Source organism: Paenibacillus sp. sgz302114, assembly GCF_056120345.1.
In genome coordinates, this window is the sequence record NZ_JBVYOI010000009.1 from 177457 (window position 1) to 190218 (window position 12762).

Here is a 12762-nt window from a genome sequence, read left to right on the forward strand (position 1 = left end):
CTCTTCAAAAAAAGATTGACAACCGACTGTCTTTTGATGAGAATATTGTATGTCATGACTGATGAGTTTTCAACAAAAACCTTGAGTCATGAAAATAAAGAGAAGAATTTTCATGGAGAGAAGGTAGAAAGATGTCTCAACAAACAGCATCATCATCATCGTCCGAGTTCTCGATCAAGAGCATTATCGCCCCGCTCATGGCCGTTATTGTCGGTATGATTATGGTTATACTAGACAGCACTGTCGTTAACGTAGCGCTGGCGAAATTCCAAACGGAGTTTGACGCAACGATTAACACGGTGCAATGGACGTTCACTGGCTATACACTTGCATTGTCGGCGGTAATTCCGCTTGCCGGCTGGATGACCGATAAATTCGGTTCCAAACGGATCTTCCTTATAACCATTGCGCTATTCACGCTCGGTTCCGTTCTTTGCGGAGCGGCGCAAACGGTTGAACAGCTGATCATCTTCCGCGTCATTCAAGGTCTTGGCGGCGGTATGGTTATGCCAATCGGTATGGCGATTATTTTCCGTCTTGCTCCTCAGGAGAAGCGCGGTTCCGTTATGGGTATGCTAGGTATACCGATGCTGCTTGCTCCAGCACTTGGTCCGATTCTGTCGGGCTGGCTGATTGACGCGGTATCATGGCACTGGATTTTCTTGATCAATCTGCCAATCGGTATTGTCGGTCTGTTCGTCGGTATGAAGTATTTGCCGAACTTCGAGCAAGGTAAAGCACCTGCTCTGGACATTATCGGTATGATTCTTGCCCCAATCGCATTTGCAACGCTCGCTTACGGCGTAAGCGAAGGCGGACGCGTGGGCTGGTCAGCGGAAAACACGCTGTGGGGTCTTATTGTCGGCGGCATTGCGCTGCTGCTGTTCATCTTCGTTGAGCTTCGTCATAAGCAGCCGTTGCTTGAGCTTCGCGTGTTCCGTTCATCGGACTTTACGCGCGGTACGCTTCTGGTCTGGATCGTACAGATTGCCCTATTCGGAGCGATGATTCTGATGCCAGTGTTCCTGCAGCAAATCCGTCACTACACACCGCTTGAGACGGGTATCATTATGCTGCCGCAAGCGATTGGTTCGATGATCTTCATGCCAATTGGCGGTCGTTTGTTTGACAAGATCGGCGCGCGTCCGCTAGCTATTGTCGGCTTGCTGCTCGTTGGCGGCGCAATGTTCCTGCTGCATAACATCGAATTGGATACGAAGCTTATCATGGTCCTCATTCCTCTGTTCATGATCGGCTGCGGTATGGGTCTATCGATGATGTCTTTGAATACGCACGTATTGAATTCTGCGCCGCGTCACCTCGTATCACGCGTTACGCCGCTTACAACCGCGGCACAGCAAGTCGTTACATCGTTCGCGGTTGCCGGCCTGACTGGTTATATGACAACACGCGCAGCGGATCATATGAAGACGCTTGGTGCGAACGGCAATCCATTGGATGCGGCAGTTAGCGCGTACAGCGACACATTCTTGCTATCGTTCAGTCTCGTTCTGTTCGGTATCCTGTTCAGTCTGTTCCTTCGCAAGCCGAAGCCTCAGAAGGAAGTTCCGGGTGCGGAGCAAGTTGATCCGGCGATGATGATGGGTCACTAATCGTTGCTAGACATAAAGGTTGAGTAGAAGGATTTTCTTCTGCTCAACCTTTTTTCGTCGCGCACTGCAACTAACGAGCTATTCCCCTCGTATGTTTTACCGTATAATCGAAGTTATAAAATTAACCATTTCTGGATGTGGAATTTACGGTTAGGAGGCGGGAAGAGTGGGGCTGTTTTCCTTCTTGAAAGGCCAGTTTATTGAAGTGATCGAATGGGTGGAAGATACGGATTCGATTGTCTACCGGTTCCCTGCCTATGACAATGCGATTAAGATGGGCGCACAGCTGACAGTGCGAGAGGGTCAAGCCGCCATCTTCTTGAACGAGGGTACGATTGCCGATGTGTTTGGACCGGGCAGATATGAGCTGAGCACGCAGAATATGCCCGTACTGACGGCGCTTAAAGCATGGAAGCATGCCTTCAACTCTCCGTTCAAAGCGGATGTGTACTTTGTAAATACGACGACGATTACCGATCAGAAATGGGGAACGATGAACCCCATCATCATGCGCGATAAAGAAATTGGCGTTATTCGCGCCCGCGGCTTCGGCAACTATTCGTTCCGAGTGACGGATCCTGCATTATTCATGAAAGGCATATTCGGAGCGAAGCAGGAGTTTCATCCGGAGCAAATTGGCGGGTTCTTCAAAACGATGATTGTATCAGGCGTGAGCGATCTGCTGGCGGAGTCGTCGGTCTCCGTTATTGATCTTGCTACGCAGTACGATGAGCTAAGCGTGCAAGCCTCTGCCAAGCTGCAGCCGAATTTCTCGGCGATCGGGCTCGAGCTGACAGCGCTCGTCATCGAGAATATTTCGCTGCCTGCAGAAGTGGAGACGATGATTGACCGTAGATCGTCGATGAATATCGCCGGCAATCTGGATCAATATGTGAAGTTTCAATCTGCTGAGGCGATCCGTGATGCCGCGCAGCACGGCGGCGACGGATTGGCTGGAGCGGGCGTTGGTCTCGGAGCGGGGCTAGCGATGGGCCAGCTGTTCAGCCAGTCGATCGCTGGAGCAGCGCAGCCGGGCAGCGAGGCAGAAGCGAAAGCGGTTAAAGAGGCGGTTCCCGCTGGACAGGAGCAAGGTGGGGGTGCGGCGTCAACAGTGCCATGCGGCGGCTGCGGCCATCCGCTTGGAGAGAAGGACAAATTCTGTTCCGAATGCGGAGTTGCCCGTCCGGAGCGCAGCTTCTGTCCGGAGTGCGGCGCTGCTCAGCGAGCCGGCGTGAAGTTCTGCACAAGCTGCGGCACTAAAATGTAAAGGATGATTCGATTATGGCGACAGGCGAGTCCTTGAAGGCAGGAGACCAATCGACGACCTTTCCATGCGCTTCTTGCGGAGGACAGATGCAGTTCAACGTAGACAGCCAATCGCTAAAATGCGGTTATTGCGGCAGTGAGGCTGCGATTGATGCCGACGCTGAGCAAGAGCCGGTCGAGTATGAGCTTAATTTCGGCGATGAGGATGACGCTGATTTGAAAGACTGGGGAATGGAGCAGCAGCTCATCAAGTGCAGCAATTGCAGCGGCGAAATGCTGCTGCCCGCGAGCCAAACGGCTGCTGTTTGCGCATTCTGCGGATCGCCTAAAGTGCTGCCGCAGGGCGAGCCGGACAGCATCCGTCCGGAGTCGGTCATTCCTTTTCAAATTAAGAAGGATGTAGCGGAGGATGCGTTCAACGTCTGGCGGAAGAAGCGATGGTTCATTCCAGGCGCGTTCAAGAAGGCGTCCTTGAGCTCGAACCTGAGCGGGGTCTACGTGCCTTACTGGACGTTTGATTCGGATACCTATTCGACGTACAGGGTGGAGATCGGTACCCATCACTACCGCACAGAAACGCGCACAAGAACGGTGAATGGCAAGACCGAGACGTACACAGAGCAGGTGAGGTACACCGTATGGCACTGGAGCAGCGGCGATTATAGCAAGGCATTCGATGACGTGCTCATTCCTGCCTCGGGGCAGTATGACAGCAAGCTTCTGCGGAAAATGAATGATTTTCAGCTCGGGGATTTGCTGCCGTATAAGCCTGAATATCTCAGCGGATTTATTGCGGAGCGGTACACGGTTTCTCTGAAAGAGGGCTGGGCGCAGGCGGATGAGGCGATGGCCTCCCAATTGCAAAGTGAGATTCGGGGCCAGATCCACGGGGACGAAGTCCGTAATTTGGATGTGGATACTACGTATTCGAATCGAACCTACAAGCACATCCTGCTGCCGGTATGGAACGCGAACTATATGTACAAGGGCAAGTCCTATCGGTACATGGTCAACGGGGAATCCGGCGAAGTCATCGGCCGCGTGCCGCGAAGCCCGTGGAAGATTACGATGTTTGTACTGTTCTGTGTTGCTGTGGTTGTTGGGATTGTCATGTTGGTGATGAATCATGTTCAACAGCCTAGTGGCTTGTAATTCTTCTTCTTCTGGCGAACCGCTTGCTTACGCTAACGGTCTCCAGATGCGTTATTTGGTGTGCGGTCCGTTAGCCAGGTATAGAAAAAGCACAACCTTCGCGGTTGTGCTTTTCTGTATTTAACGGCGCAGCTTGGCGAGGTCGAATTCGGGGACGAGCCCTTCCTTCGCCGCGCGACCGAGCAGCGCTTCGACGGCTGCGTAGCCGCTATCGCCGAGGTTTGCGGAGAACTCGTTCACATAGAGCGCGATGTGCTGCTTCTGAACGTCTGGCGACATTTCTTGAGCGTGATCCATGACGTAGCTTTTGGACACTTCAGGATGCTCCCAAGCGTATTCGACAGATTCGCGAATCCAAGTCGTGAGCGACTCGATGTCCAGCGAGCGGCGGGCGATGATGGCGCCGAGCGGGATCGGCAGGCCGGTATCGGATTCCCACCAGCTGCCGAGGTCGGCGAGCATGGTCAGGCCGTAGTTCTGGTAGGTGAAACGTGCCTCGTGGATAACGAGTCCGGCGTCAATTGTGCCTTCCTTCACCGCAGGCATAATTTCGTGGAACGGCATGACGATGATTTCCATCTGGCCGCCAGGCACTTGCTGCGCCGCCCAGAGGCGGAATAGAAGGTAAGCGGTCGAGCGCTCGCTAGGAACGGCAACGCGTTTGCCTGCTAGCGAGGCAGCAGAAGCGGAGCCGTCCTTCGTTAGGACGAGCGGGCCGCAGCCGCGTCCGAGTGCGCCGCCACATGGCAGCAGTGCGTAATCGTCGAGCACCCAAGGGAGTGCTGCGTAGGAGATTTTCAGTACTTCCGGGCCTGTCCGATTCGCAGCCAGATTGTTGGTGATATCGATATCCGCATAGGTCACGTCAAATTCCGGCGCACCTGGAACGAGACCGTGGACGAGGGCGTGAAAGACGAATGTATCATTCGGGCATGGTGAGAACGCAATATTCATAATGAGAGCACCTCCGTCAAAATTGTACTTGCTTGTTCAAGCGCGCGCAGCGCATCGCCGATGCGCCACGCATCGCGGTCACGCGGGCCGACCGCGTTCGAGATGGCGCGCAGCTCCAGCACGGGAAGCCCCGCGTGCTGCGCCGCTGTAGCGACGCCGAAGCCTTCCATCGCTTCGGCGGTCGCGCCGGGCACGCGCCGCTCATGCTCCGCGGCGGTGGCGGCGGTGCCCGTCGCCGTTGTTACCGTGAGCACGGGTCCCGTGCTCACGGACAGGCCGGCTTCGCCGCCGAGCTTCGCGACTAGCGCGCTCGCGAGGCGGGCGTCGGCCGCAATGCGGGATGAGCCGAAGCCGAGCTCATCCACGCTGGCAAAGCCATCCGGGGTCTCGACCCCGAGATCGGCGGCAATGATATCGGTCGCGACGACGAGCGACCCGATGGGCGCGCGCCCGGGGAAGCCGCCCGCGATGCCGGCGCTGATTACGAGGCGGTACGCCCGCGTTTCGGCTCTTGCTCCTGCCGTTGGCGCGGCGAGCTTCGCATCAGCCCCCGTCTCGGTAGCCTCCGTTCCTGCACCAGCCGCCGCCGCCAGCTTCGCGGCAGTTCCCGCCGCCGCCGCCGCCGGGCCAACGCCTGCGGCGATGACGTCGAACCGTTCGTCGCCGCGAAGGCCGCGAAGCACGGCGTCGCGCTCCGCGTCGACAGCCGTCACGATCAGCACGCGTCCAAGCGCAATTGCTTCGTGCACTCGTTTTGCTTCACGCACTTCTTTTACTTCTTGCACTCCGTTTCCTTCCCGTACTTCTTGTTCACTCAATTGCATGTCCTCCTTTGTGAAACACCAACGGTCGTCCGTGTTCCAAGCTGCAAGTCGATTTTCAAAAAATATTCCGCTTTAGATAATGCCAATTACATGTATTGTACCGCCCTCCCAGGGCACATTCAACTTGACGCCTCCCCTCGCGCTTGAGGCAAGCCGCCCATAAGAGTAAGCTAGGAGGGTAATTATATGGATGAGGTGACAGAATGAAAGCTTTAGTTTTCCATACATTTGGCGGACCAGAGGTGCTGGCGCTGCAGGAGATCCCGGCTCCGCCGCTCGTGTCGGGAGCGGTAAAGGTGCGAACCCGAGCGATCGGACTCAATTACGCCGATATTTACCGCCGCCGTGGCAATTACCATCTGGTAGGCGAGCCGCCGTACATCCTCGGCTACGAAGCTGCTGGTGAAATCGTCGAAGTCGCGCCGGATGTGGCGGGCTTCCAGGTCGGCGACCGGATCGGCTTCGCTGATGTGCCGCATGCGAATGCAGAGTTCGTCATCGTACCGGCTGACCGCGCCATCAAGCTGCCGGAGGGCATCAGCTATGAGGCTGCTGCTTCTGTGCTGCTGCAAGGCCTAACCGCGCACTACTTAGTGAACGATAGCTACAAGGTACAAGCGGGCGACACGGTGCTCATCCATGCTGCGGCAGGAGGCGTCGGTCAACTGCTGATCCAGCTGTGCAAGGCAAAAGGTGCGCGAGTCGTCGGCTTAACGTCAAGCCCGGCGAAGCGCGATGCGGCGCTGGCAGTCGGCGCGGATGAAGTATTCCTCTACAGCAATGATTGGGTGAACAGTGTGCTGGCGTGGACGCAGCAGGCTGAAGGCGTCCATGTCGCCTACGATTCCGTTGGCGCAACGCTGATGGACAGCTTCAAGGCCGTGCGCATACGCGGCACGGTCGTCTTCTTCGGTATGGCTGGCGGCGATCCGCAGCCTGTCGATCCGCGCATGCTGATGGATACGAGCAAGACGCTGACCGGCGGCGATCTGTGGAACCATGTGACTTCTGCGGAGGAGCGCAGCCGCCGTGCCGGTTCGCTTTTTACAGACATGCTGGATGGTCATTTAAAACTGGCTGAGCCGAACACATTCCCGCTCGCAGACGGGGCGGAGGCGCACCGATACTTGGAGAGCCGGGCAAGCACGGGCAAAATTTTGCTAATCCCGTAAATATGCTACAATGAACCTACGAATCTTACATTGGAGTTGACAACTATGAGCGAACAAATCAACATGCAGGAGCTTGTCGCTTTCATCGCAGACAAGACGAAGGCCGCTCCGGCAAGCATCGAGCAGGTATTGAGGGTTGAGCAGGATTTTATCAACAACGCGCCGGAAGATAAGAACGGCGAAGTGAGCATCGACAGCGACGAGCTCGTCGATTACATCCTTAGCCGTCCGGGCATTAAGCTGGACGAGCCGACCGTCGAGGGAATTCTCGAAGCGGAGATGGATTTCTTGATGGACAAAGGAATCGCAGGCTACGAAGATTAATCGTTCTACCACCAGAAAGAAGCATGCCTCTTGAAATTCGGAGGGATGCTTCTTTTTTTTTGCGCGCTTTTGCACGGATGCCGTTCCTCTTAACGCTCAGCAAGCACATACATGAAGTAGTAGATTGCTAGAGAAGCGTAGAAGCTAGAGGAGGAACTTATTCAATATGCCGCATACAGCGTTAGCCAGTTGGTTCAGAGAGATATATAAAGAAACCGTTACCGCGCAATCGGCGGGAGGCGAGGAGTGGCATTGGCGGGCGCCTCACCCGCTTGCTTCGCGGCCTTCGAGGCCGATCGCACAAGCGCCGCAGTCTGGGCAGGAATCTGCAGCGAACCCCGTATCATCCACAGCTCCGCGAATCGCCATCGTTGGGGCAGGTCTTGCCGGTTTAACCTGCGCGTATCGGCTGAAGCAAGCGGGCTTTGCTGCGACGATCTTTGAAGCGGATCACCGGCGCATCAGCGGACGCTGCGATTCGAGAAGAGGCGCTTTTGACGAAGGGCAAGTGATTGAACGGGGCGGCATGTTAATCGACACTGGCCATTATGCGCTGCGTAGGCTGATTGATGAGCTGGGCCTGAAGACTACGGATCTTATTGCGTCGGAGCTGGCGGGAACGGAGCCGTTTTATTATTTTGATGGACAGCCCTATACATTAGCTGAAGCTGCCGCTGACTTCAAACAGATCATTCCGAAGCTGAATGCGGATGTACGGCAAGCTGGCTTCCCAGCTACGTATAATCAGTACACGCAGCGTGCGCTTGAGCTGGACCGGATGTCCGTCATCGACTGGATTGAAGAAAGCGTCCCAGGCGGTGCGAAGTCGAGGCTCGGGAAGCTGATTGATATTGCCTGCAACATCGAATATGGAGCGGAGTCCGAGGAGCAGAGCGCTCTGAACTTTATTTACTTGCATGAACAAGTGGGAGAGGAAGACAAGTTCTCGATATTCGGCATATCCGATGAGCGGTATCAGGTCAAAGGCGGGAACGACCAGATTGTGCACCGGCTGGCGGACAGGCTTGCGCCTGGCAATATTCGCAGAGGCAACCGGCTGATTGCGATTGCGGAGCAGCAGAATGGGACGTATCAGCTTAAGCTTCAAGACCGGGGGGGGACGTATGCAATCGAGGTAGATGAGGTTGTGCTGACTATACCGTTCTCCATTCTGCGCAGCTCGGTCGACTACAGCAGTGCGGGCTTCCGGCCGCTGAAGACGGCTGCGATTGAAGAGCTTGGAATGGGGGCTAACAGCAAGCTTCATCTGCAATTCAAGGAGCGGTACTGGGCGAGACTTGGCAACAACGGGGATACGATCTCGGACACAGGGTATCAGAATACATTCGATGTGACTCGGGGCCAGCTTGGGGAGCATGGTATTCTAGTCCAATATACGGGTGGCCATATCGCGGAAGGGACGAATCTGGGCTCGCCAATTGAGCGGGCGCATCGGTTTCTTCAGCAGCTAGAGCCGCTGCTGCCAGGCATTACCGCACAGTGGAACGGGAAGGCAACGCGCGATTATTGGGTGCATAATCCATTCTCGCTCGGCTCCTACTCCTATCGCAAAATCGGTCAGTTTACGAAATTCGCAGGCATCGAAGGGGAGTCGGAAGGTGTGAAGGGGAATTGCCATTTTGCCGGGGAGCATACGTCGGTTGTCTATCAGGGGTATATGAACGGAGCGGTTGAGAGCGGTGAACAGGCTGCGGAGCGAATTATAAAAGGCGCCAGTCGATCTTCCTAAGATCGGCCGTGCGCCTCTTCTTCTATTTATTCGTGCTGTGCTGCTTGTTCTGGAGCTGCTTCGCCGGGGCTTTGGCTTTCTTATTGTGCTCGGCCTTCGACTGGGTTTCATTCAGCTTGTTTACAAAATCACTCGTTTGATCCAACTGCTGTCCCTCCTTCTTTATTTGCGCTTGTTAGTCTGCCCCTGCCAGCGGCAAACATGCAGCTTCGAGCAGTCTATCCGGCGGCGGTTAAGGTATAATACAAGTAGCTATTCACTTGAACTTGTATATTAGAAAAGAGGTCAAAATCCGTGCATCCTGACTCCTTCATGTGGGACATGCCCACGATGCTTGTCCTGTTCTCGCTCGGCCTTGTCGCATCTACCTTCGGCGCAATCGTCGGGCTTGGCGGCGGCGTTATTATTGTCCCGGCGCTGCTGCTGCTCGGTCCGTCCATGCTCGGCATGGATGTGGATACGACGCTCGCTGTTGGCGTCTCGCTAGGCGTGCTTGTGTTCACGTCGCTATCGTCGACGCTGACCTTCATGCGCGAGGGCAAGACAGACCTGCGCAGCGCACTGTTCTTCGCCATCTCAAGCGGTCCGATGTCGATGGTGGGGGCGAGCCTAACGTCGCTCTTCAATCCGGATACATTTCGCCGTGCGTTCGGTATATTCATGCTGTTGATGGTTGTACTGCTGTTGCTGCGCAGCCGGATCAAGCCGTACCGGGGAAAATGGCGCTATATCCGCACGTACACAGACGCTAGCGGAGCGACGCAGCACTACGGCTACAACGCAATGCCAGCGCTGCTGATCGGCGGCGTGGTCGGCCTCGTTGCCGGCTTGCTCGGCATCGGAGGCGGCGTGCTGCTCATTCCGGCGATGCTGCTGCTGTTCAGCTTTCCGCCGCATATTGCGACAGCGACCTCGATGGCGGTCATCTTCATCTCGGCATTGCTCGGCAGCGCCGTCCATCTGTACCGCGGGGAGTGGGACTGGATGCTTGTCCTCTCGCTGGCGCCGGGCGCACTCGTGGGCGGCTGGCTGGGCGCGATTATCTCGCGCCGAATCGGCAGTGTGCTGCTCGTTCGGATTATGTGCGCAGCGCTGCTGTTCTTTGCATGCCGCATGATTATTACATAGCTGATTTTTGAGGCAGACCTTATCCATATTCCGTTAGCGTTAGGAGGCTCGCTCTTCATGGCTTCTACAATCGGTGTAAGCTTGCTGCAATTGGCGCCGTATGTGCGCTATGTGCACTACAACGAAGGCGACGAGCATTACCGCGTGCCGCGCCGGGTGATCTACGACTATGAATTTATTTACCTCACACGCGGCAGTGCCATCTTCACGCTTGGCGACGATGAGTTTCTGCTGCGGGCAGGCGATCTGCATGTCATCCCTCCTTTCACGGTCAATGCGTGCCGGATGCCGAAGGGCGGCTCGTTCTCATACTATGCTTGCCACTTCGATCCGCTCTATATGGGCGAGGAGCAGGACTTCTCCGACGAAATTTATGTCGGCGTCGACTATGCCAATCTGCCGGAAGTGCCGGTGCAGGAAGAACTGCTTGAGCGGCCGGTGCTGGGCTTCACCGACTTCGAGCTGCCGCCGTACGTCCATTGCAGCGCGGCGCATAAGGTAACCGGACGGTTCGCTGACTTGCTCGCCCTGTACAGCGAGAGGCCGTTCGGCTATCAGGCGAGGATGCGCGCTTGCCTGCTCGATATTATTGGTCTGCTGCTCGAAGAGACGCATACGGCAGAGGGGATTAAGCAGGATAGCCCGCATAAGGCGATGATTGCGGAGATGATCGGGCTGATGCGGCACGGCAGCGGCAATGGTAGCGGCAGCGGTGAACAAGCCTCTGAGATTGATATTGAGGGCGTCGCCCGCAGCTACGGTATGACGGCTAAGTATGCGCGGACGCTGTTCAAACAAGCGACGGGGCTGTCCTTGACACGCTATCTCGCGACGCTTCGGATGGAGCGGGCGAAGGAGCTGCTGCGACGGGGCGGACTGTCCATCGCGGAGGTTGCCGCCCAGTGCGGCTATGACGATCTCCATTATTTTAGCCGCTTATTCAAGAAGCTTGAGGGGCTGCCGCCGCGGGCATATGGCGATTCGCTGCGCGGCACGTCATCGTAGCTATTTTCGCCATTTGTGCAAAAAGAAGCGCTTACGCTCCAAATACACCACCCTCCGGCCGATGTAGGATGAACCTAGTGGAACGACCATTCGTTAGGAGGGTATCAGCCGATGAGCAAACCGTATGAAGCAGCCGTCTATTATTTTCCGAATTATCACGTTGATCCGAGGAACGAAGCTTGGCATGGCAAAGGATGGACGGAGTGGGAGCTGACGAAGCAGGCGACGCCTCGGTTCGAGGGTCACGAGCAGCCGAAGGTGCCGCTGTGGGGCTATGAGGATGAAGCCGACCCTGCAGCTATGGCACGCAAAATAGATGCAGCGGCTCACCATGGCATTGACGCTTTTATTTTTGACTGGTACTGGTATGAGGATGGTCCGTATCTGGATCGCGCGCTAGAGAAGGGGTTCCTCGAGGCAGCGAACAGTGATCGCTTGAAGTTCGCGCTCATGTGGGCGAACCATGATTGGATTGACATCCATCCGGCGCAGCGGAGCAAGCCGCTCAATGTGCTCGCCGAAGGCGTCGTCAGCCGGGCAGCGTTCACGGAGGCGACGGATCATATGATCCGCACGTACTTCGGTCGCAGTAACTACTGGCGCGTGGACGGCAAGCTGTATTTCTCGGTGTATGAAATGATGAGCCTTGTCAAAGGGCTTGGCGGCATCGACGCGACGAAAGAGGCACTGGATGACTTCCGCGATCGCGTACGCGCAGCGGGGCTTGGCGAGCTGCATCTGAATGCAGTCGTATGGGGCGTGCAAATTCTTCCCGGCGAGGAGCGCATCTCGAATCCGGTGGAGATGATTACGGCGCTCGGCATCGACAGCGTATCCTCGTACGTATGGATTCACCATCAGGAGCTGTCGGTATTTCCAGAGACGACTTATGCCGAGATTGCAGAGAAGTCGGCGGGCGATTGGGAGAAATTTAGTAGCGCCTACGGTGTGCCGTACCTCCCGAATGTAACGATGGGCTGGGACTCATCGCCGCGCACCATACAGTCCGACGTGTATGAGAATCTCGGCTATCCGCATATGGCCATGATGTCCGGCAACACGCCGGAGCAGTTCCAGCTGTCGCTCGAACAGATGAAGGAGTTCCTGGATCGGGACATGAACGGCTTTAAGGCGTTCACGATCAACGCTTGGAATGAATGGACCGAAGGCAGTTACTTGGAGCCGGATACGAAGCGCGGCATGGCTTATCTAGAGGCAGTGAAGCGCGTATTTGGCGGCGGCGAGTAGAACCGAAATCCACTGTGCTCTCAGCGCCGAAATTGGCAATCGAGCATTTTAAAATTTGGCTGAGAGAGGAAAAAGCCTCTTTCAACGCTCGAAATGATGGGAATGGTGATCTAGAGAGGGAAAAGCGCAGGAGACGGGAGGGGAAGCTGATATTTCCAATATGAAAAAGCCGGTCCCCGATATAAGGGACTGACCCCGTAGCGTGAGACAAATTAAAACACCTTCAAGTGAAAGGCCCCATGTCGTAAGATGTGGAGGACAACTTGGAGGTGTTTTTGCGTTGGCAACAAGAGTTAGCTATCCCGTTGAAGTGAAAATGAAAGCAA

Annotated in this window: 12 protein-coding genes; 9 read left to right on the top strand and 3 right to left on the bottom strand. The window is 55.7% G+C overall.

Annotated features, from left to right (window positions below; all coding sequences use genetic code 11):
• The first annotated feature begins 131 nt into the window (after positions 1-131).
• The 3 genes from AC0LWF_RS21115 to AC0LWF_RS21125 all read left to right on the top strand — a co-directional run bounded on the left by AC0LWF_RS21115 (position 132) and on the right by AC0LWF_RS21125 (position 4031).
• Positions 132-1613 carry a DHA2 family efflux MFS transporter permease subunit gene (locus AC0LWF_RS21115; protein ID WP_474653504.1) on the top strand — a complete coding sequence of 494 codons (1482 nt, stop codon included), beginning with the start codon at positions 132-134 and terminating at the stop codon, positions 1611-1613.
• Between the two features lie 166 nt (positions 1614-1779).
• Positions 1780-2880 (top strand): SPFH domain-containing protein, encoded by a 1101-nt coding sequence (locus tag AC0LWF_RS21120; protein ID WP_474653505.1) that lies wholly within the window; start codon positions 1780-1782, stop codon positions 2878-2880.
• Between the two features lie 14 nt (positions 2881-2894).
• A complete protein-coding gene (locus AC0LWF_RS21125; protein ID WP_474653506.1) occupies positions 2895-4031 on the top strand; it encodes a TFIIB-type zinc ribbon-containing protein in 1137 nt (378 codons plus the stop codon).
• A 120-nt stretch (positions 4032-4151) separates the two neighbouring features.
• On the opposite strand, the gene AC0LWF_RS21130 is transcribed toward AC0LWF_RS21125, so the two are convergent.
• Together AC0LWF_RS21130 and AC0LWF_RS21135 are read right to left on the bottom strand one after the other, a co-directional pair.
• Positions 4152-4985: a 1,4-dihydroxy-6-naphtoate synthase gene (locus AC0LWF_RS21130; RefSeq protein WP_474653507.1), complete on the bottom strand. Its 834-nt coding sequence runs from the start codon at positions 4983-4985 to the stop codon at positions 4152-4154.
• Positions 4982-5752: a futalosine hydrolase gene (locus tag AC0LWF_RS21135; RefSeq protein WP_474653523.1), complete on the bottom strand. Its 771-nt coding sequence runs from the start codon at positions 5750-5752 to the stop codon at positions 4982-4984. Before AC0LWF_RS21135 ends, AC0LWF_RS21130 begins: the two co-directional genes overlap by 4 nt.
• Positions 5753-6012: 260 nt before the next feature.
• Between AC0LWF_RS21135 and AC0LWF_RS21140 the strand changes: the two genes are divergently transcribed.
• The 3 genes from AC0LWF_RS21140 (at position 6013) to AC0LWF_RS21150 (ending at position 9055) form a co-directional block, all read left to right on the top strand.
• Entirely contained in the window at positions 6013-6981 is a 969-nt protein-coding gene (locus tag AC0LWF_RS21140; protein WP_474653508.1) for a quinone oxidoreductase family protein, read from the top strand.
• A 45-nt stretch (positions 6982-7026) separates the two neighbouring features.
• Entirely contained in the window at positions 7027-7305 is a 279-nt protein-coding gene (locus AC0LWF_RS21145) for a hypothetical protein (RefSeq protein WP_474653509.1), read from the top strand.
• Between the two features lie 166 nt (positions 7306-7471).
• Positions 7472-9055, top strand: coding sequence for a flavin monoamine oxidase family protein (locus AC0LWF_RS21150; RefSeq protein WP_474653510.1), 1584 nt, complete (start codon positions 7472-7474; stop codon positions 9053-9055).
• Positions 9056-9077: 22 nt separating this feature from the next.
• On the opposite strand, the gene AC0LWF_RS21155 is transcribed toward AC0LWF_RS21150, so the two are convergent.
• Positions 9078-9200 (bottom strand): DUF4023 family protein, encoded by a 123-nt coding sequence (locus tag AC0LWF_RS21155; RefSeq protein WP_474653511.1) that lies wholly within the window; start codon positions 9198-9200, stop codon positions 9078-9080.
• Positions 9201-9349: 149 nt separating this feature from the next.
• Between AC0LWF_RS21155 and AC0LWF_RS21160 the strand changes: the two genes are divergently transcribed.
• From AC0LWF_RS21160 to AC0LWF_RS21170, 3 genes are all read left to right on the top strand, one after another.
• Positions 9350-10183 (top strand): sulfite exporter TauE/SafE family protein, encoded by an 834-nt coding sequence (locus tag AC0LWF_RS21160; protein WP_474653512.1) that lies wholly within the window; start codon positions 9350-9352, stop codon positions 10181-10183.
• 57 nt (positions 10184-10240) lie between these two features.
• Positions 10241-11188, top strand: a complete 948-nt coding sequence (locus AC0LWF_RS21165) for a helix-turn-helix domain-containing protein (protein WP_474653513.1) — start codon at positions 10241-10243, stop codon at positions 11186-11188.
• Between the two features lie 111 nt (positions 11189-11299).
• Positions 11300-12436 carry a glycosyltransferase WbsX family protein gene (locus AC0LWF_RS21170; RefSeq protein WP_474653514.1) on the top strand — a complete coding sequence of 379 codons (1137 nt, stop codon included), beginning with the start codon at positions 11300-11302 and terminating at the stop codon, positions 12434-12436.
• Positions 12437-12762: the final 326 nt, after the last annotated feature.